We start from the raw sequence: 18674 nt of genomic DNA, 5'->3' as shown, positions 1-18674 counted from the left end.
ACGCGGTCGAGGCGACGGCCGCGGAGGCTGCTGCGTTGACCGTGTGGCGGGACACCGGGGCAGCGGTTCTGCTGGTCGACGCAACACCGCACGCGCTGTTGTTGGTCCGTGACCCGGCCGGGAACAAACGCCTCCCGGACCCCGCGACTGGCGCCGGACGGCCTCGTCGAAATCGCTGCCGAGTTGCTGCGCAGGCTCTGGCGGGCCGAGCCGAGCGACTACGACTTTCCGGGACTGGCCGAGGTCTACCCGAGAGAGGAAGCCGTCGCACAGGAGGATGCGGCGTACGAACGGGCGGTGCGCGGCCGGCCCGACCGCGGCTCGACCGGTCTGGATCGGCTTGCCGTTGCCCGCAGCGCAGCCGCTGAACTGATCGCCACTACCGGCGGACCCGTCCTGCTGCACGGGGATTTCCTCACCAAGAATCTGGTACGCGACCGGACCGCCCCAGTGGGTTGGCGCAGCCTCGACCCGCTGCCGATGATCGGCGACCCCGCCTGCGAGGTGGGCGCGTTCGCCGCCTACCTGGCTGCGGAGTCGATCTTGCCGGCTGCTGAAACGCTGGCTGTCCGGACCGGGGTCGAGCCGGAACGCGCCCGCGCGTGGGCAGCGATCTGGGCGGTACACCAGTCCGCGCAGTCCTGGCGGGAGGACCAGGATGCGCTGGACCGGCTGGTCGGGTCGGCGGAGATCAACCGCCTGCTGCGTGGCGGTTAGCGGCCGGTCCTGGCGTCCGCCGCGGCGGAACGTTGCGCCTGGTTGGCGATCCACACGCCGACCACGCCGCCCTCGAGGACGAACAGCATGCTCGGAATGGTGACGAAGCGGAGCTGGACCGCCAGCTGAGTGCTGAACCCGCGGGAGTCCAGCAGTAGGTGCACCAGGAAGACCAGGACGAAGTTGATCACCGTTCCGACCACCCAGGACAACAGCGGCGAGCGGCTGGCCCAGAGCCGGCGCTGGATAAGACCGTTGAAGGCGCCGAGCAGGGCCCCGAAGACCACCGACGTCACCGTACCGTAGACGGCGAAGGCCAGCAGGTAACTCACCCAGCGGGCGGTCTGCGGGATCAGCGACTGGTCCGCCGTACCGGAACTCCCCACGCTCACGCCGAGCAGCACCGAGCACAGGATGTAGAACAGGGTGCCGCCGAAGCCCGCCCCTGCGCCGGCCGCAGCACCGAGCCGCACCATGCCCTCGGGTGGAGTCGGCGCCGGCCGGTTCCTGAGTTCCTCGGCGACGACACGGACGGTGGGTGGGGTAGGCATGATCAACCTCTCAGCGGATTCGTCCCTCCCACTTTGATCCTCCGCACGCCCGGCACCGAGTCGCTCACAGCTTCGGTTAACCGGGTCAGACGTCGACCGTCTCGTCCTCGTGATGGAAGACACCGAGTTGCTCGCACCCGGCGTTCAGGATCCGCTGCACCGCGACCGTGTCGTCCAGCGGCATGATCGGGCTCTCGGTCTGTCCGTCCCGGATCCGGTCGCCCACCTCGATGAACTGGTGCGGATAGCCGTGACCCAGCGGCTGCAGGTCGAAGGTCTGCGGGTCCTTCCCCTTCTGGTGCAGCACGATTCCGCTCGGATGATGGAACCGCGGAGGCAGATCGATCCAGCCCTGCGTACCGACGATCCGGGCCGAGCCGGCCGAGGCGTTGCGGATCGACCCGAGCAGCGCGGCAGACCGCCCGTCGTCGTAGCCGAGCAACAGACCGAACTCACGATCAACGCCGGTCTCTGCCAGCGACCCGTTGATCATGATCCGGTCGGGCACGCCGAGGAAGTGCTGGGCGAACGAGACCAGGTAGACGCCAAGGTCGAGCATCGCGCCGCCACCCTGGGCCGGGTCGTACAGCCGATCCTTGGGATCATACCGACGATCCACTCCGAGATCGGCCTGGACCTGCCGCACTTCGCCGATCGCACCGTCCTTGATCAGCTCGCGGATGGTGACATAGGCGGGCAGGAACCGGGTCCACATCGCCTCCATGGCGAAGACGTTCTCCGCCCGGGCCAGCCCACGGAGTTCTTCGGCGCCAGCGACGGTCGCGGCGAACGTCTTCTCCACCAACACCGCCTTGCCGTTCTTGATCGCCGCACGGGCGATAGCCAGGTGCTGGGGGTGGGGAGTGGTGATGTAGACGACGTCCAGGTCGGGGTCGTTGACCAGTTCCCGGTAGCTGCCGTACGCCCGCGGGATGTCGTGCCGCAGAGCGAACACCCGTGCGCGGTCAACGGAACGCGACCCGACGGCGAGGAGGGCGGCATCGGGCACCAGCCCGAAGTCGGCCGCCTCGGAGTCGGCGATCCGTCCTGGTCCGGCGATACCCCAGCGAATGACTCGATTTCGATCCACGGGCCGACTCTATGAGATCGGGTGGCGTGTGGCAGGTGTTGGCGGAGGTTCGCCCGTTCACATGTCGTGCGGGCCTATCGTGCGGGTTGGAGGTTGATGATGATCAATTCTGTGAGGGACGGCTGGACCTCTGCCGCGATGGTCGTCGGCGGGGTGGCCCGTCGCGACGACGCGATCTTGTTGGTGCACGAGCACACTCTCGGCGGGGAAGGTCCCGATCAGTGGACGATTCCCGGGGGTCGTCTCGAGCGGGGTGAACTGCTTGATGCCGCAGTCAAGCGGGAAGTCGGGGAGGAGACCGGGCTGGTGGTGCAGTCGGTCGGCTCCTTGGCGTTCGCGACGCAGCACTATGCGCCCGGGCGGGATCAGCCGCTGCTGTTCCTGGCCTTCCATGTCGACCTCGTGGACGTCCCCGGTGACCGGTTCACCCCGGACGATCCCGACGGCTTGATCATCGAGGCACGGTTCGTGGCCGTGCCGGAGGCGATCGACCTGGTCCTGGGTGCCGGTGTGTTCCCCGGCTCGCAATCCACGGCCGACTTTCTACGCCAGCCGCCCTGCAGCCCGCCGACGTTCTCGCTGTGGGACCTGAACCGGCGCACCGACGGGCCGCTGGTTCGCTTACCTGGTTAGAAGTTCGCTTCGATCCAGTCCTTGATCGCCGCGGTTGCCCGGGGTGCGTCGACCAGCATCAGCCGGCACTCGTCGATGGTGCCGTGTTTCGTTGCCCCGGCGGCGATCGCTTGATCAGTCAGCGTGGCAACCCAACCGTCGATGGCCAGATCGTCCCGTTCCCAATAGGGGAGGGTGCCGTAGAAGGTGTCGAGCGTGCGGTAGTGACGCCACTCGACGGCGCCGTCGACTCGGATCGGCGCGGTGTAGTCGTGGTAGCGCTTGCCTTCCACCCGGGCGATGGCCTCCGCGTGATGACAGAGGGTCAGGGTCTTGATCGGGCCGATCAGCAGGACTTGTCCGTCGGCAGCCACCAGTCTCCCGAGCGGCCCGTCGGGTCCCCACGGATCATCGTCGCCCGGCTCCGCCAACAGGTCCGCTGCCGCCGGTCCGACGGCTGCGAAACTCACTTCGGGATGGTTGCTCCGCCGGGCCCGTGGCCAGGTGCGAAGCCGCTCGGGGAAACGGCCGAACTCGCGTCGCGCGGCCGACACGCCGGGGTCGAAGGGTGGTTGGTCCCGGTACGCCTGCTGCCAATCGGGCGGCCAGCCCGGAACGTGGTACGGGCTGTCCTCCCAACCCGTCAAGGCGAGCAGCGTGCCGTCGGGGCCGACCACGTCGCGCAGTGCCCAGACGATCGCATCCATGCCGCCGACCATCCAACCCAGCGCCGACATCCGGACGTGCACCATGAGCACGCCATCCCGACGGACGCCGAGGTCGACCAGCGTGTCGGCAAGTCGCGAACGGGTCACCGGGACGTACCCGGGTCGATCCAACAGGTCCTTTGGCACGATCATGTCCAGCACAGTGCCACACCAACCGCGATTGCTCGACGCGCGGAATCCCCTCTGCCAGGGCAACGGGACCGCCGATATTCGGTTGCTGGGTGGGGATCGACGATCTACCGTCGATAACACACCGGGATGATCAAGGGCGGCAATGTCTCGCCCTTCCACGCCGCACGCGATGACGTCGTTGGCCGACCTTCGCGATGACGCACCCCGCACATCAGTCATGAACCGCAGATCATCTCATCGAGGAGCACCCTGCCATGCTCATGCCATCTCCGCGCCGAAGTCGGCGACCCGGAGAGAACCGAACGATCCGCAGGCACGCCGCCGGCCAGGGCAGACGGCGACAGCGGCTGATGATCACCTTCGGCTTGTCGATGGGCTTCCCGCCGGGCTTCGCGATCCTGGAGTCCCGGCGAACACCCTGCAACCGACCCGGAAGATGATCTTGTTCCGTGGCGTCTGGACGGTCCGGAACTCCGGCGACTGCGGCGGCGCTGCGACGACTGAACAACCGACCGGCGCTCGCCGTCGATGTCGGAGTGTCGCGTCCGGCGGTCGACAGCGTTCGTACGCGGCCTCACCGTGCCCCGGGCCCGGGAGCCGATCTCCCAGCGCGGTTGAGTCGGAGGGGCGGTGATCGGTGGGGGCACGCCAAGTCGGTGCTCCGCCTCCGGAACATCACACCCGAGTGGCTCGGGTCGGAGCGGGTACCTCCCGGGCATGTCTGATCAGAACGAGAACCTCACTCCCGACGAGCGGGCCGAGGCGGATCGGCAAGCGGTCGCCGAAGTGATCGAGAATGCCCGGATCGCTGTGGTGACCACAATCGAAGCGGACGGTTCACTCGTCAGTCGGCCCTTGGCCCTGCAACAACGCCGATTCGACGGAGATCTCTACTTCTTCACACCCGATCCGACGGACAAGACCGAGCAGGTACGCAACAACCCGGCGACCAACGTCGCCATCGAGAGCCGCGGCAACTACTTGTCGATCGCCGGCTCGGCATCGATCACCAAGGATCCGGCACTGATCGACGAGCTCTGGAACACCGCCGCCGAAGCGTGGTTCGAAAGCGGCCGTGACGACCCGGCCGTAGCATTGCTGAAGGTGCACGCCGAGTCCGCCGAACTGCAAGCCATCGACACGCCGCGGCCCATCGCCGCAGTGAAGTACCTGAAGGCGGCTGTCACCGGAACGCAGCCCGACGTCGGGGATGCCACAAGAGTCGAGATGTGACCCACGCCCTTGCCGCAGGAAGGTCCGGGGCGCGCACCTGTGGCGAAAATACGGTGCTCGGGTGAACGGCGGACCCCTAGATTGCGGATGTGGACCTCTCGCATCTCGGCACCCCGGTCGGGCCGCCGGTCCGCGTCCATGGTGGCTTCGGCAACCGGATGTACCGGCTCGACACCGATCAGGGCTCGTTCGCGGTGAAGGAGCTGAATCTCGCCGACCGCCGGTGGCCGTATCACGCCGCGGATGTGTTCCGGTTCGAGCAGGCGGCCTTCGCCGCCGGTATACCGATGCCGGAACCCATCTCGGCAAGCGCCGAGACGCTCGTCCACCGCTGGGTCGAAGCCGACACGATGCCTGAGGCGCCGGTTTCGGAGTCGTACGCGTTCGAGATCGGCACCATCCTTGCCAGAATTCATGCGCTCGACGTGCAGTGGCCCCACCCTCCGGACGACGAACCGATGCCACGGGACTGGCCCGACCTCGCCGCCCGGGCATCGGCGACCGGGCAGCCGTGGGCCGCTGAGTTGGTCTGCAACGTCCAGACCTTGCTGGCGATCGCCGACTTCGTCGAAACCTGCCAACCCCCGGGACCGGTCGTGCTGACCCACCGGGACATCCAGCCCTGGAATCTGTTGGCACGAGACGGCAGACCGGTGCTGCTCGACTGGGAACTCTCCGGGCCGCTCGATCTGTCCGGCGAACTGGGCTCGACGGCACTGGCTCTGGCGAAAGGGCCGGGATTCGACGCGATCGAGCCGGGCATCTTCCGGTCGGTTCTCGACGGCTATGTCGCCGGCGGCCGTGAATTGCCGCCGCCCGGCCCGAGCTGGTTCGCTTTCATGATCGGCGGCTGGCTGGGACATACCCGGTGGAACGTCCTTCGCTGCCTTGCCGGTGTCGAGCCGAACACCGGGCCCGGCTTGGCCCTGTCGCACGAGGCCGTGTGGGCCGGTGTACGTGGACTTCCCGAGATGTACGATCGGCTACCGGAGTTGGAGGCGCTGGCCGGGTGACCATGATCGTTCCGATGTCGGAAGGCAGGGCGTGATGATCACCGGACACCCGTTGTTGCAGCCGGGCGTCAAGGGCGCCATCGAGCGTGCGATGTCTGATCATCTGGGACAACGGTGGGTGACACAGGGATTCACCGACCTGAACAGCCGTGCATCACACCCGTGCGGCGTCCTGCAGGGCCGACCCATCTCGGTCTTCGCCAAGCTCGACACCAGCGACAACGCGACACAGACGCTCCAAGCGGAGATCAACGGCCTGACACTCTTGCGGGACCGTGCCCGGATCACGGTTCCGACGCGGATCGGAACCGGCCCTCTGCAGGTGGACGGCGGATTCGTTCTGCTGACCGAGGCGCTGTCCGAACGGCCACCGAAGGAGCGAACCAGCGGTGACTGGCGGGCGATCGGCCGCACCCTCGCAACAGTGCATCGGGTGCATGGCGAGCACTTCGGGCTCGAGGACTTCGACGGCTTCTTCGGCGCCCTGCCGCAGGACAACAAGCCGGTCCCGTCCGACACCTGGGCGGAGTTCTACGTCGAACGCCGTGTTCTTCCGCACCTCAGGTCCGCGATCGACACCGGACTGCTTCCCGATGATCTTGGTCGTGACATCGAACGTCTCACCCACCGGCTGCCGTCGCTGTGCGGGCCGGAGTTGCGACCGACACTTCTTCACGGTGACGCGCAGCAACACAACTTCATCAGCACAGAATCCGGTGCCGTGGTGACCGACGCCGCGCCGTACTACGGGCATCCGGAGATCGACCTGATGCTGCTGGACTACTTCCAGCCGGTCCCACGTGAGGTGTTCGACGCATATCGCGAAATTGCACCCATCGACGCGAGCTTTGCCGACCGCCGCGACCTCTGGTGCCTCTTCGTCGACCTGGCCTGCATCAGCGTGCGGGCCGCTGAGTACGAGCGTTCCGCGTTGGACCGGATGCGGCGCGCCGTGGGTCGCTATCGCTGACCAGCCGCGAGCGCGTTCACGGACTGGTGGTGATCATCACAGGAGCGCGCCTTCCCGAGCGGTGGTGGGCAGCGTTCAGCCCGCGTCCACATCGTCGTTGACATCCCAGATCTGTCCCGACTCCTCGCCGGCAACCCGGGCGATCAGCTTGGCAGCAGAGGCTTCAGGGCTGATCAACAAGCCGCTTTCGTGGTAGCTGTGGAAGCGACCATGCATCTGCTCACCGATCACGGCAGGATCCTGGTCGCGGATCCAACCCTGCATCGCGGTGTCCACGATCCCGGGACGGTAGATGTTGACGGTGACGCCGCTGCCGCTCAGTTCGGCGGAGAGGTTGAGGCTGTGCGCTTCCAGTGCTGCCTTGCTCGCCGCGTACGCATTGCCGCCGATCATCCCTGTCGGGTGACCGGCGACGCCACTGGAGACGTTGACAATGCGTCCCCAGGCCCGCTCGCGCATTCCGGGGATGAGCAGTGCGCTGAGACCGGCGACGGCGACGACGTTCAGGGCCAGTGCATCGAGGTAGGACTGCAGGGAGACAGTCGTTGTCGGCCCGAGCGGAGCAACGACTGCGGCGTTGTTGATCAACACGTCCACGCCGCCCAACTCGGCTGTCAGGTCATCGACGATGGTCGGCAGTCCGTCCAGACGGCTCAGATCAGCCGCGATGATCTTGGTCCGAGCCCCGGCGTTCTCGACCGCACGCGCGGCGGCGGAGAGCTGATCCGCGCTCCGTGCGATGAGTCCGATCCTGTCCACCCCCTGTTCGGCGAGTCCGACTGCGATCGCACGGCCGATGCCCCGACCGCCGCCGGTCACGACGGCCGTCTTCCCCTTCAGTGCATTCACTTCGATGCCTTTCCGATCTTGCGTATCAGGTTCGTGTGTCCGTACGGCGCGGGATGGGTGCCGGGTGTCACAGACCGAGCTCGGCCAGTGCGTTCAGGATCTGTCCGGGCTCGGTCCGCGTCGCGTAGTCCGGATGGACATCGATCCAGCGCAGCAGGTACTCGCTGTCCACGATCGCCGTCGTCGGCATCGGCAGCGTAGTTGTGCCATCGGCGTTGACCTCGGTCAGGTCCAGGCCGTGGTCGAGTTGGGCCTGACGACTCTCTGCCGAGGGCTCGGTCAGGATGCCCAGCAGACGGGCGAGCTGATTGCCCGGATCGGACAACACCGGGAACTTCAGGTTGTGCTTCTCCTGCATCGTCATGGAGCCGTCCGGCCGCTGCGGACTGATCGCGACCAGACTGATCCCGCGGGCATGCAGCGGTTCGGCAAGATCCGCGCGGTAGCGGTTCAGCGCAACGTTGCAGTACGGACACCAGGCGCCACGATAGAAGATGATCACGCCCGGCCGACCGGCCAAGGTGTCGACGAGGGTGACCGGTTCGCCGGTCGCGGACAGCAACTTGGCGTCGGGAAACGCAGTTCCGACTGCCGCGAGGGTCGGTTCCCGCTTGGCCAGAGCGGCCTGCTCCTGCGCGAACGGGCCATCGCTGTCACGGTTCCCGAACGAGTCGGAGACCTCGTCGGCGATCGGTGTTCCTGCCATCTGCTGCTCCTGGTCCAAACCGCTCGGGCGCCCTCCGGCTGACCGTTCGGGCGCGTCGTCACTGTCGGATACCGGTTGTACTGGCCGCAAAATGGACTATCAAGTACATTCTCGGTGTGACCGAATCGACAGAGGAGTTGCTCTCAGCAAACCGCAGAACCGCGGGCAAACCGCAGCCGCCCAGCGCCAAGGGGCGGCGAACGCGGGAGCGGATCGTCGAGCGGGCCGCCAGGCTGATGCTGATCAACGGCGCCGGCCGGACGACGCTTGACGAGGTCGGCGTTGCGGCCGGTGTCGGAAAATCCCAGCTGTACCACTACTTCAAGGACAAGGACGACCTGGTCGAAGCGGTGATCGAACACCAGACCGACCGAATCCTTCGCGCCGACGGTCCGCACCTCGCGCCCTTGGACAGCTGGGATGGCTGGCAGCGGTGGCGTGAACAGATCGTGGCGCACCAGAGCCGCGGCGGGTGCGTCGGCGGGTGCCCTCTGGGATCCTTGGCGAACGAGCTGTCCGAGACCAGCGAACACGCCCGTGCGGTCCTGGCGGCGTCACTCGAGCGGTGGGAACGGGTTTTCACCTCCGCGATCGATCAGATGCGTACCCGTGGTCTGCTCACCGCTGACGCCGACCCTGCAAGGCTGGCCACGGCCACGCTGGCGACCCTGCAGGGAGGCCTCCTGCTCTGCAAGGTCCGTCGCACCACTGAGCCGCTGGCAACGGCCATCGATGCAGCGATCGCCAACCTGCGCCGGTTCTCCGCCGCCTGACTTCGCCGTAGTGCCCGGGTTCCGGTCTGGTCGGACAAGCGGTGGCTTGCGCCGCGCTGATTCAGCGATCCCTGAATCGTCCGGCCCAGTCGGCGTTGATCTCGTCGGCCTGTCGATGATGCGTGACCACCAACTCCCGGCCGGCCGGAACCTCGAGACCGAGATGATCAAGCACCCGGTGTGCGGTGCCCACGGGATCTGCGGCCAGCTGCTCATAGACAACCTCGTACGGCACGATCCGCTGATCGGAGAACCATCGGTTCCAGGCCGATTCGAAGTCCTGGATGGCTCCAGCCAGCCGACCGATGAGAGCCTCGTCATACTCCGGAGGTCGCCCACCGGGCAGCACCTCCTCATCCGGGTGCCAGTAGTGGGTCTGCAGCGCCTTCGCCCACGACACCGCCTGGGCCACGACGTCGCGCCGTCGCAGGTGCACAAACTCGACCCGACCGAACCGGGAGCTCAACAGCTCCAGATCGTTCGCGCTCGACTGGGAAAGCGCGGAAAGGTCGGCAAGCAGTTCGGGCAGCGACTCGGCCATGATTCGTCCGCCGAAAACACCATTGGGCGTTGTCCCGGCGTCCAGCGCAGCACGAAGATACGCTTCATCGATCCGCTCCTGGTGAGGCCGAACCATCTGCCACCGCTCGGCGTAGGAATGCAGGCCACGCCGGTTGAAGTAGGAGGCCGGATGCCCGGCAACTCCCGACGAACGGAGCAGACCGCACAGCAGGGTGCTCCCGGTACGCGGCGTCGCGCAGATCAAATAGGAATCCAAGCCCGGAGGGATCACGGAGGTCGACCGTAGTGAGTGTCCCGGCGTACCTCAACAGGCTTTGTGACCAATTGCCCGGCCGGCTCAGACTTGGTGCGTGAATGCATCGACGATGGCTGGATCAGAAGAGACGGACGCGCGATTACCAGTCAGGGGATCCGAGGCAATACACTGAGTTGGATTTCGGTCGGCAACCAAACCACATCGAGCAGGTCGCCCGCGGCCATCCCCCGAATTGCCCATCGGGAGACCTGCTCGAATGCGGTGGCGCAGCCGTCTCGTCGGAACCCCATCCGACGAGACGATCCGCCGATCCTCGTGTGTTCCGTTCGACGGACCCGACACCGCCGAACGGTTCAACAGTTGAAATCTAACAGATCATGTCCGAAATGGACATGACCTAATTAGGAAACAGGACGTTGGTCCCGAGCGTCGCTGGATCGCGAGTTCGCGGGTGCGGTGAACGGGGACGATCCGAGTCGCCCCGATGCCCAGCAACGCACGCGTGGCGGGTGTATCCGTAACCATCTCCGGACGGAGTTGGACGGGCCCTGCAGCCACGGCCGGGCATCTCGCATGCCCCGTGGGATCCGGACGGGTCGCTCCCCGCCCGGCCGGTCCGTGGTCGGGGGTCCACGAAACCGGGCCGGACGGGTCGACAGGGACGAGACACGTCAAACTTTCAAGGGGGGAAGGTCCTCAGGTGTCTCATCAACTCGGGCTCCTGGCCCGGGAAATAGATTACCGATTCTCCGGAGCAAATTCCCGCACTTCGAGAATTTCGTCGGCCGGACCGATGTCACGTGATGTGCGCCACCCTCTCAAGATGGCCGCCGACGCGACATTCTGCGTGATTGCCCAATCTGCTGTATGGGGTCGTTTCAAACTCGGCCAAAGGGGGCCAGGGTCGAATGCACCGGCCCCCGGTTAATGGTCGCAGTGGTGACGGTGACCGTTGGCGCGCGATGTCGAAGGTGCGGCGAACCCGCTCGTCGCGTCCGCGGCACGGCCGAATCAGTCAAGCGCCGCCGCTAGATCGCCGGCGTTCGGTGAGCCCCAACCTGTGCAGGGGTCCCAGCCGGTCACGGCGTGGTATGCGCCGTTGCTTCCTTGCGTCACGTCGTGGAACGCGTCGGGCGCCGACCCGGCGATTGCGTACAGTGCCGGGTTGAGGAAGCCGACGGGTGCGTCCTGTCCTTGGTTCAGCAAGGCGGTCAACCCCGCCCACAGCGGTGCGACGGCGCTCGTCCCGCCGATGACGAACATCCTGCCGTCAACACGAACGATGTATCCGGTTGCCGGGTCGGCGTCCCCGGCGACGTCGGGGACGCCACGACCCCGTCGAGTCCCGGGTGGATTGGCAGAGGACGGTACGTCGGCCACAGCCTGATAGTCCGGTGGATCGAAGTGGTCGCTGATCCCACCACCGGTCGCACCGTTGGTCGACCAGACGACCTCGGACGCCTGTTGATCGGAGATCGTCAGTCGCGTTCCACCGCAGCCGACAACGTGCGGGCTGGACGCGGGAAAGTCGGTGTGCTGTTTTCCGTCACCGACACCATCGGTCGACCCGCTGTCACCGGCCGCACAGAATATCGAGACACCGAGCGCACCGGCATCCTGGAACGCCTCGTCGAAAGCATCAAGTGCCTGGGAAGCCCACGAACTCTCCGGGCCGCCCCAGCTGATCGACACCACCGACGGCTGGTTGGTGTGGTCGTGGATCGCGGCGTTGATGGCGTCGAGGAAGCCGCGATCGGTGTTCGGTGCAAAGTAGACGATGATCTTCACGTTCGGCGCGACGGCTCCGGCAACCTCGATATCCAGCATGACCTCGCCGTCTGCGCTCTGCGGAGTCGACGGGCGGTTGCGGGCGTGATCAACGGAGTGGCTGTGCACCTCAGGGGCCGGAAGCCCGAGCTCGGCGAAATAGGCCTTGAGATCGGATCTGCGGAATCCGCCGCCGAGCTCGATCATCCCGATGCACTGACCGTCGCCCTGACGATCGGGGAAGTCGTACAGGGTGGCCAGGTCGGTGGGCCAGAAGGGCTGGGCGCCCGCCGCAGTTGCGCCCAGGCCGCCGACCTTCTCCCCGGCATCGACCTCCCGGTGGATCCGGGAGTGGGCGCGCGCCTGAGCTCTGTCGTCCAGCCCGAGTACGGCGGTCACGATTCCCGACAACGATGCCGGCAGCCGCACCGTGCCGGTACGGCCACGATAGCTGGTGCCGTGGTGCTCGAAGCGTCTCAAAGGCACGTCGAAGGCCGACTGCATGTCGGCAACGCTGCCCGCCAACACCACCGTCCGCGCCGCCACGTCGACCCGCACGACCTGCAGGCCGTTCTGCGCCGCAAACGTTTCGACCGCGTGGATGTCTTCCTCACGGGCACCGTGTTGTCGCGCGAATTCCTGCCGAGATATCGGCGTCGGCGACGGTGTCGGTCGGCCGGCGCGCCTGCTGAGAACGATCGAGACCTCGACGTCTTCGTCCGGATCGGCGGGCCCGACATCGCGGGCTTCCGGCACCGGGTGTCGTTCGCTGCCCTGAAGGTCGACGTAGTCTTCGTGCGGCATCTGCAGTTCCTTCCCGGTACGGATTCGGGACAATCGGACCGCCGGCTCCGTCACCCGGTCGTCACTTCGAAGACACCAGGTCGGCAGGGGGCCGTTCCTGGCGGGGAAGTCTGAGTTAGGTCTCAGTTTGATCATCGGTGAGCGGGTCGCAGCAATGTTGATCTTGGTCGGCGGGATCGTGGCAGGGAACCGCCCCCGCGTGGGGTGCTCGTTCCGAGGATCGTCACCAACCGTCGAACAGGTCGGATTGATAGGCCAGCACGATGGCCTGTGCCCGATCACGAAGCTGAAGCTTCTGAAGGAGCCGCGTGACGTGGGTCTTGGCGGTGGTGTCGCTGATGCACAACTGCCGGCCGATTTCCGCGTTGGAGAGACCGTCGCGGTCGCGAATCCTGCGGGTCGCCTCAAGGCCGTCCAGCACGGGTATCCGAATGTCCATCAACACGATGTCCGGCCGATATCGATCGGCCTGGGCGATCACCTGGATTCTGTTGGTGGCCTCGGCGACCACGTCGATGTCGGGCTCGGCAGCCAGCAGCATGTCCGGGCCGGCCAGGCGGTGATGCACCGAGCGCTGCCGCTAGCCCAGCCATCCGGACGTATTGATGCCAAGATTCTCTTCGAGGCGGATCGCTGCGACCTTCGCCAGCGCGGCCGGCCAGACAAGATCATATCGGGGGAACAGCGGCCTGCCTCGTTCAACGATCAGCCGGGCGACGCCGAGTCCGAAAGTCTTCAGATCTTCGGCGGTCGCTCGAACGGGTGGCAGCGTAGCCACCGCACGGAGTTGTTCGTCGGTGTAGCTGGGATTCCAACGCTTGGAGGGTGCTGGGTGGCCGGTCTCAGCCAGGAAAACGGTGGTCAGCAGGCCGAGTACGTGGGGAACACCGCTGAGGTGTTTGAGGTGTTCTCCGCGCTGCAGCAGGCTGATGAACGGGCCGGCGAGCCCACGGAGTTGCTCAGCCACCGCGTAATCGAGGGCATCTCCGATGTTGTCGAATCTGCTCGTCGACAGTCCCAGAGCCAACCCGGCCGGTGGCCGAAACTCAGGGACCTCTCCGGACCACACGACGAAGTCGACCGTCAGCCCGTCCTGGGTCACGGCATTGATGATGAACGGAGCGATCGGTGTGCGGGCGAAGACGGTGGGCGTGATGCGGCCCAACCAGTCCGGCCAATCCCTGAGGAAGTCATCGTGTTGCTCGGGATCGGTGGCGATCGCGAAGTCGAGGTCACTCCAACGATCGGCCGTACCGGCGCCGACTGATCCGCCGAGCGCGACGGATCGGACGCGAGCGTCCGCACCCAGTACCTCGTGGGTCCGCTCCAGCAGCGGTCGATACCGCGGATCGATGACTTCGATGCCAGCCATGGATCTCCCTTGCGATCGCAATCACAATCCCGTGTGACCGTACACCCCACTGATATCCACTGATGCCTTCGGGATCCGCTCCACCAATCCGACCCGGTCGAGCTGGACGCACTCCGCTTTCGCGCCGCTTGGTTGCGCGACAATGACGAGGTGGGACAGCGTTCGAGTACGGTCGCGTTCCGAGTGTGGCCGCCCGTTGCAATCGGGTCGCCGCTGCTCGCGGGTTGGCTGGCCACGGCGATCTGGAGCGATCCGGTTGACCCGCCCCGGAGTTTCCGGAGACCGGATTTTGTGGTTCAGCCGGTTTGGCTGAGCCGGGCTTGGTGGGTGTAGTGGAACTGTTCGGCTTGGACCGGGGTGAAGTCATCGATCGACTCGTGGGTGCGTTCGGTGTTGAACCAGTGCACCCAGTCCAGGGTCTGGATCTCGACATGATCACGGCCCCGCCAAGGCCCGCCCGGCCAGATCAGTTCGCTCTTGTAGAGGCCGATCTGGGACTCGGCCAGGGCGTTATCGTAGGCGTCCCCGACGGTGCCGACGGAGGCATCGACGCCGGCATCGACCAGCCGCTGGGTGAAGGCGATCGAGGTGTACTGACTGCCGGCATCGGTGTGGTGCACCAGCCCGGACAGGTCGGTGATCCCGTCCTTGCGGCGGATCCAGATCGCCATCTCCAGGGTGTCCAGCACCAGGTCGGTGGTCATCGAGGTGGCCGCCCGCCAGCCGAGGATCCGGCGGGAGAACACATCGAAGACGAACGCCACATAGACCATTCCTTCCCAGGTCGGGACGTAGGTGAAGTCGGCACACCACAGCTGGTTGGGCCGACTGGCCACGAAGGCCCGGTCGACCAGGTCGGTCGGCCGCTCGGCCTTCTGGTCTGGGACCGTGGTCCGCGGCGCCTTGGCCCGGGTGATGCCGCTGATGCCGAGCTGGCGGAACAGCCGCTCCACCGTGCAGCGGGCGACATCGTGACCCTTGCCGCGTAGCCGCAGCCACATCTTGCGGGCACCGAGCAGCCGGGCGAACTTGCCGTTCCGCTCGGCCTGGATCAAGTTGATCAACTCCTGATCTCGTAGGTTTCTCTTACTGGGTTGACGATTGCGAGCGTCGTAATAGGTGGACGGGGCGATCGGGCAGCCGTGCTCGGTCAGCACGGCACAGATCGGCTCGACCCCGAACCGGTCCCTGTACTCGGCGATGAAATCGACTAGGACCGGTGTGGGCGGTCGAGCTCCGCCGCGAAGAAAGCCGACGCGGCCTTCAAGATCTCATTCGCCCGGCGCAGCTCGGCGTTCTCCTTCTTCAACGCCTTGAGCTGGGCCGACTCCTCGCTAGTCACCCCGGGCCGCTGACCGGCATCGATCTCGGCCCGACGGACCCACTTGCGCAGGGTCTCGGCCGAACCAATACCAAGCTTGGCCGCGATCGACTTGATCGCCTCAAACTCTGACGGGTAGTCGCCCTTGGTATCAGCGACCATCCGAACCGCGCGCTCCCGCAGCTCCTTGGGGTATGACGAGGGACGTGACATAAGGCTTCATCCTTCCAACGAATGAAGTCTCCAGACATCCCGGGGCGGGTCAGGTCGACCTCGGCCGCTGGCGGGTTGCGCTCGGTTGGCTACTTGTGTTGCTGTTCATCGGTTGGAACGGGTGGTCGTTGTGGCTGTTCGCCAGGCGCCAGACCGGGTTGCTTCCGGGCCAGCCGACGAACGTCATGATCGAAGAGGGGCCGTATCGGCTCTCCCGCAACCCGGTGTACGTCGGACTGCTCGGCCTGTATCTGGGGCTGGCGTTGTTGATCCCGACGTTCTGGGGTCTGGTGTTGTTTCCTGTCGCCGTTGTGCTGATCTTGTGGGGAGCGATTCGCCCTGAGGAGCGGTTCCTGCACGAGCGGTTCGGCGCCCAGTACGACGACTACCGGCGGCGCGTTCGCCGATGGTTCTAGCAGGGATCGGGTAGGTGCCACACGACTCAGGCTCCAGCCGGCGCCACCGCAGCAATCGCAGCTCGAATCAACTGCAGGACTTCTTCCGGATGGGGAGACCATTGCGACGTGGTTGGTCGGGACCTCCACCGTCGTGGCGCCCATCCGAGGGGCGAACTGTCTCTGAGCATCCGGTGGAATCGCCTGATCTCCATCTGCGATCAGGAACCACGACGGCAACTTCTTCCAGGAGGGAACGCCCATGACCGCCTCCAGAGCACTCCAGTGCAACGGCTGCTGTACGGCGAACATGATCTTGGCCTTGGTGCGTTCCACGTCTGCTGCGAAGTGATGGACGAAGTCGTCCTCGGGCAGCCAGGCGAAGCCGGCTTCATCGATGTCGAGATGGGCCAACGCGGGCCCCCCCGGGCCCTGGGCAAGCAGGGCGCCGATCGACTCGCCCTCGTCCAGGCCGAACGCGGCGACGTAGACCAGGCCGACGACATTGGGTGCATCCTCGCCGAGAGCCGTGATGATCTGGCCACCATAGGAGTGACCGACAACGATCACCGGCCCGCCTTGGCGCGCCAGAATGGCGCGCAACCGGGCAACGTCGTCGGCCAACCGTGGGTGGAGTCAGCGGATCGGAGAGAATGTCGCCGTGTCTTCGCCGGGTGATCATCTGGACGCGGCATTGTGTCGGTGGGATTGCGCAGTCGACGGCCCGGCGATGCGCGGCGGCATGTCGGTGGTCGTGCCCGTGAGGCCCTCGGACGGCTCGCAACTGATGCTGAAACTTCTCGACCTTGACGGCGCGACCCGCGAGGCGCTCGCTTTGAGGGCGTTCCCGCCGTCGGCAAGCGTTCGGTGCATCGACCACGCGGTCGATCTGGGAGCGTTGCTCCTCGAGCGCTTGACCCCGGTGTCTCTGGCCGGAGCGCCGGTCGACGAGCAGATCATTGTGCAAGCCCGCCTGGCTCGCAGCCTGGCTGTGCCCGCTCCATGGCAGATCGGGCGCTTGTCCGGCACGAGGCTGGCCGACCATCTGAACGATCTGCTGTGCGGCGCCCCAGATCTTCTGGACGGCCGGGTGATCGATGCCGCCCGCGAATCACTCCTCGACGTTGCGAGCGACGACACAGCCACGCTGACCCACGGCGACCTGCACACGATCAACGTGCACAAGGATGATTCCGGGCATTGGCGGGTTCTCGATCCCAACCCGCACGTCGGCACCATCGCCTTCGAGAGTCACACGGTCATCGTCGAGCGGTCACGGCTCGACGAAGTCATCCGCGCGGGAGGCCGGGAGCTTCGCCGCCGCCTTGCCCTCTTTGCCGACGTTGCCGAGGTCGATCAAGGATCGGCCGAACGATTTTGCCAATCCCGTGCCGTCATGTCGGCGCCCCACGAGCAGGCGCGCGGCGCGTTCCGGCTCGCCGGGGATCTCCGCTGGATGGCGGAGGCGTTGACACCGCCGGCTAGCGTCGGATCGCGGCGATAGCCTGCGCTGCCAATCGTTCAGCCCGGTCATGGCTGTCCGCGCGCATCCATCCCTCATCCATGGACGGGACGCCCCCGTTGTTGATCGTCATCCGGAACTCCAGACAGCCCAACCAGAGCGGCCGCATGGTGAGTATCGCCGGTAGTCGGCCCACCTCGTCATCGGTGAGTCGGATGTGCTGGGAGTATCCGTGGACAACCGCGGCGACGCTCTGAGTGGAGTTGCCCTCGTCCGCCGTACGCAACAGCCAGGCCAACGCGGGCAGTCGTGGACCGCGCCCGGATCCCGCCCAACCGATGATCGACAGGTTCCCGGTGTCACCGACGGCCGCCCATGGGTGATAGTTGCTGTGCGTCAGCGCCTCGGGCAGGCCCTCGGCATCGTCAGCGGTCTCGACCTGTTCGAGCAACCACTCGAACTTCTCTCGCGCCGCACTGTTCACCCGGTCCTCGACGCTGACCAGGAAGCTCATTGCGGCCGCCAGGTCCTCTTTCGGCCGCCCGACGTGGAACCCGCCGTCGGTCTCTTCAGCACCTCCGTCCCTTGCCACAGCGCCACCGGCAGCGGGAAGCGCGTGCAGTCTGCCCAGGAGATCGGCGAGTTCGAACCAGACAGCAGGTGATTCGGCGCTCGGCCGTCCGCCGTCGATGAACTCGGTGACGATGATCCCCTTGCCGTCCATGACGGTCACCGGATGATCATTGGCGCTCCGTTCGGCGGGGAAGTCGTGAGCGGCGAGGAAATGCAGGATCTCTGCGTCTCCTTCGACTCGGCTGACCCGGTCGGCCGATGAGGAGAAGATGCGTGCGATCCACCGCTTCCCGTCACCGTGGCTGACGACCAGGGTCGACGGATAGTGGCCCGGCCAGGAACCGCGGGGACGCGTGGCGGGATCGTCGTCGATCGGCAGGATGGAGTGGACCCTGATCCCGTACTGCTTCTCGAAATGGGTCTTCAACGCGGACTGTTCGAACGGGCGGGAATTGATGAACTCCTGCCGGTTCGCCAGCTCCAGATCGGCTCGAGCCTGGGTGTAACGCTGCCCGGTGACGCGCGCCCGCTCGCGGGCCGCGCGCTTGAAACTGCCCTGCTTGGTCATGACAAGCCTCCTCGACGTGTCGCCGCTCCCCAGCAACGTGACACTCG

Annotated in this window: 19 protein-coding genes, 1 pseudogene and 1 other annotated feature; of the genes and pseudogenes, 8 read left to right on the top strand and 12 right to left on the bottom strand. The window is 66.1% G+C overall.

Features of this window, described 5'->3' with window-relative positions:
- Positions 1-108: 108 nt before the first annotated feature.
- On the top strand, positions 109-717 hold the full coding sequence (locus GJV80_RS11125) for an aminoglycoside phosphotransferase family protein (RefSeq protein ID WP_154687947.1): 609 nt from the start codon (positions 109-111) through the stop codon (positions 715-717).
- Here the strand turns inward: GJV80_RS11125 and GJV80_RS11120 are convergent.
- Together GJV80_RS11120 and GJV80_RS11115 are read right to left on the bottom strand one after the other, a co-directional pair.
- Positions 714-1268: a hypothetical protein gene (locus tag GJV80_RS11120; RefSeq protein ID WP_154687946.1), complete on the bottom strand. Its 555-nt coding sequence runs from the start codon at positions 1266-1268 to the stop codon at positions 714-716. The two genes, GJV80_RS11125 and GJV80_RS11120, sit on opposite strands and share 4 nt — an antisense overlap.
- An 85-nt stretch (positions 1269-1353) precedes the next feature.
- Complete coding sequence (locus GJV80_RS11115; protein WP_154687945.1) at positions 1354-2358, bottom strand: Gfo/Idh/MocA family protein; 1005 nt, start codon at positions 2356-2358, stop codon at positions 1354-1356.
- A 99-nt stretch (positions 2359-2457) separates the two neighbouring features.
- On the opposite strand from GJV80_RS11115, the gene GJV80_RS11110 reads away from it, so the two are divergent.
- Positions 2458-2991, top strand: coding sequence for an NUDIX domain-containing protein (locus tag GJV80_RS11110; protein ID WP_195909300.1), 534 nt, complete (start codon positions 2458-2460; stop codon positions 2989-2991).
- Here the strand turns inward: GJV80_RS11110 and GJV80_RS11105 are convergent.
- The gene (locus GJV80_RS11105) at positions 2988-3830 is read right to left on the bottom strand and encodes an aminoglycoside N(3)-acetyltransferase (RefSeq protein ID WP_195909299.1); all 843 of its coding nucleotides are present in this window, start codon (positions 3828-3830) and stop codon (positions 2988-2990) included. The genes GJV80_RS11110 and GJV80_RS11105 overlap by 4 nt on opposite strands.
- 717 nt (positions 3831-4547) lie before the next feature.
- Between GJV80_RS11105 and GJV80_RS11100 the strand changes: the two genes are divergently transcribed.
- The 3 genes from GJV80_RS11100 (at position 4548) to GJV80_RS11090 (ending at position 7046) form a co-directional block, all read left to right on the top strand.
- On the top strand, positions 4548-5063 hold the full coding sequence (locus GJV80_RS11100; RefSeq protein ID WP_154687942.1) for a pyridoxamine 5'-phosphate oxidase family protein: 516 nt from the start codon (positions 4548-4550) through the stop codon (positions 5061-5063).
- A gap of 89 nt (positions 5064-5152) precedes the next feature.
- Positions 5153-6076, top strand: a complete 924-nt coding sequence (locus tag GJV80_RS11095; RefSeq protein WP_154687941.1) for a phosphotransferase family protein — start codon at positions 5153-5155, stop codon at positions 6074-6076.
- A 34-nt stretch (positions 6077-6110) separates the two neighbouring features.
- On the top strand, positions 6111-7046 hold the full coding sequence (locus GJV80_RS11090) for a fructosamine kinase family protein (RefSeq protein WP_154687940.1): 936 nt from the start codon (positions 6111-6113) through the stop codon (positions 7044-7046).
- A gap of 75 nt (positions 7047-7121) precedes the next feature.
- Here GJV80_RS11090 and GJV80_RS11085 read toward each other — a convergent pair whose 3' ends face one another.
- Together GJV80_RS11085 and GJV80_RS11080 are read right to left on the bottom strand one after the other, a co-directional pair.
- Positions 7122-7895, bottom strand: a complete 774-nt coding sequence (locus GJV80_RS11085; protein ID WP_195909298.1) for an SDR family oxidoreductase — start codon at positions 7893-7895, stop codon at positions 7122-7124.
- A 67-nt stretch (positions 7896-7962) separates the two neighbouring features.
- Positions 7963-8601, bottom strand: coding sequence for a peroxiredoxin-like family protein (locus tag GJV80_RS11080; RefSeq protein ID WP_154687938.1), 639 nt, complete (start codon positions 8599-8601; stop codon positions 7963-7965).
- A 116-nt stretch (positions 8602-8717) separates the two neighbouring features.
- Here GJV80_RS11080 and GJV80_RS11075 point away from each other — a divergent pair, with 116 nt between their 5' ends.
- On the top strand, positions 8718-9374 hold the full coding sequence (locus GJV80_RS11075) for a TetR/AcrR family transcriptional regulator (protein ID WP_154687937.1): 657 nt from the start codon (positions 8718-8720) through the stop codon (positions 9372-9374).
- A gap of 61 nt (positions 9375-9435) precedes the next feature.
- Here GJV80_RS11075 and GJV80_RS11070 read toward each other — a convergent pair whose 3' ends face one another.
- The 5 genes from GJV80_RS11070 to GJV80_RS11050 form a co-directional block, all read right to left on the bottom strand.
- Positions 9436-10167: a Stf0 family sulfotransferase gene (locus GJV80_RS11070; protein WP_154687936.1), complete on the bottom strand. Its 732-nt coding sequence runs from the start codon at positions 10165-10167 to the stop codon at positions 9436-9438.
- 996 nt (positions 10168-11163) lie between these two features.
- Positions 11164-12858 (bottom strand): protease pro-enzyme activation domain-containing protein, encoded by a 1695-nt coding sequence (locus GJV80_RS11065; RefSeq protein WP_230208357.1) that lies wholly within the window; start codon positions 12856-12858, stop codon positions 11164-11166.
- 88 nt (positions 12859-12946) lie between these two features.
- A complete protein-coding gene (locus tag GJV80_RS11060; protein WP_154690206.1) occupies positions 12947-13264 on the bottom strand; it encodes a response regulator transcription factor in 318 nt (105 codons plus the stop codon).
- Between the two features lie 39 nt (positions 13265-13303).
- Positions 13304-14095: a nucleotidyltransferase domain-containing protein gene (locus GJV80_RS11055; RefSeq protein WP_154687935.1), complete on the bottom strand. Its 792-nt coding sequence runs from the start codon at positions 14093-14095 to the stop codon at positions 13304-13306.
- A 296-nt stretch (positions 14096-14391) separates the two neighbouring features.
- Positions 14392-15629, bottom strand: a protein-coding gene (locus GJV80_RS11050; protein WP_154686805.1) for an IS3 family transposase whose coding sequence is annotated in 2 segments (ribosomal slippage) — positions 14392-15347 and positions 15347-15629 — 1239 coding nt in all. Because the reading frame shifts where the segments join, the coding sequence is not laid out codon by codon here.
- Positions 15220-15348, bottom strand: a sequence feature (AL1L pseudoknot). It overlaps the preceding gene by 129 nt.
- A gap of 8 nt (positions 15630-15637) precedes the next feature.
- On the opposite strand from GJV80_RS11050, the gene GJV80_RS23215 reads away from it, so the two are divergent.
- Positions 15638-16045 carry an isoprenylcysteine carboxylmethyltransferase family protein gene (locus GJV80_RS23215; protein ID WP_255455574.1) on the top strand — a complete coding sequence of 136 codons (408 nt, stop codon included), beginning with the start codon at positions 15638-15640 and terminating at the stop codon, positions 16043-16045.
- A gap of 150 nt (positions 16046-16195) precedes the next feature.
- Here GJV80_RS23215 and GJV80_RS25045 read toward each other — a convergent pair.
- Positions 16196-16594: pseudogene (locus tag GJV80_RS25045) on the bottom strand (alpha/beta hydrolase); the annotation flags it as partial.
- 22 nt (positions 16595-16616) lie between these two features.
- Between GJV80_RS25045 and GJV80_RS11040 the strand changes: the two are divergent.
- Positions 16617-17528: an aminoglycoside phosphotransferase family protein gene (locus GJV80_RS11040; protein WP_154687933.1), complete on the top strand. Its 912-nt coding sequence runs from the start codon at positions 16617-16619 to the stop codon at positions 17526-17528.
- On the opposite strand, the gene GJV80_RS11035 is transcribed toward GJV80_RS11040, so the two are convergent.
- Entirely contained in the window at positions 17506-18627 is a 1122-nt protein-coding gene (locus GJV80_RS11035) for a phosphotransferase enzyme family protein (protein WP_154687932.1), read from the bottom strand. The two genes, GJV80_RS11040 and GJV80_RS11035, sit on opposite strands and share 23 nt — an antisense overlap.
- Positions 18628-18674 lie beyond the last annotated feature (47 nt).

Source organism: Microlunatus sp. Gsoil 973, from assembly GCF_009707365.1.
GTDB lineage: Bacteria > Actinomycetota > Actinomycetes > Propionibacteriales > Propionibacteriaceae > Microlunatus.
The sequence above is the reverse complement of the archived record's forward strand: the minus strand, read 5'-3'. Positions and strand labels throughout refer to the sequence as shown.

What these genes read in the sequence shown, in the direction of transcription:
- GJV80_RS11120 (WP_154687946.1), bottom strand. Translation starts at nt 1,268, where the DNA reads ATGCCTACCCCACCCACCGTCCGTGTCGTCGCCGAGGAACTCAGGAAC.
- GJV80_RS11055 (WP_154687935.1), bottom strand. Translation starts at nt 14,095, where the DNA reads ATGGCTGGCATCGAAGTCATCGATCCGCGGTATCGACCGCTGCTGGAG.
- GJV80_RS11105 (WP_195909299.1), bottom strand. Translation starts at nt 3,830, where the DNA reads ATGATCGTGCCAAAGGACCTGTTGGATCGACCCGGGTACGTCCCGGTG.
- GJV80_RS11035 (WP_154687932.1), bottom strand. Translation starts at nt 18,627, where the DNA reads ATGACCAAGCAGGGCAGTTTCAAGCGCGCGGCCCGCGAGCGGGCGCGC.
- GJV80_RS11060 (WP_154690206.1), bottom strand. Translation starts at nt 13,264, where the DNA reads ATGCTGCTGGCTGCCGAGCCCGACATCGACGTGGTCGCCGAGGCCACC.
- GJV80_RS11100 (WP_154687942.1), top strand. Translation starts at nt 4,548, where the DNA reads ATGTCTGATCAGAACGAGAACCTCACTCCCGACGAGCGGGCCGAGGCG.
- GJV80_RS11080 (WP_154687938.1), bottom strand. Translation starts at nt 8,601, where the DNA reads ATGGCAGGAACACCGATCGCCGACGAGGTCTCCGACTCGTTCGGGAAC.
- GJV80_RS11065 (WP_230208357.1), bottom strand. Translation starts at nt 12,858, where the DNA reads ATGATCAAACTGAGACCTAACTCAGACTTCCCCGCCAGGAACGGCCCC.
- GJV80_RS11110 (WP_195909300.1), top strand. Translation starts at nt 2,458, where the DNA reads ATGATCAATTCTGTGAGGGACGGCTGGACCTCTGCCGCGATGGTCGTC.
- GJV80_RS11040 (WP_154687933.1), top strand. Translation starts at nt 16,617, where the DNA reads ATGGCGCGCAACCGGGCAACGTCGTCGGCCAACCGTGGGTGGAGTCAG.
- GJV80_RS11090 (WP_154687940.1), top strand. Translation starts at nt 6,111, where the DNA reads ATGATCACCGGACACCCGTTGTTGCAGCCGGGCGTCAAGGGCGCCATC.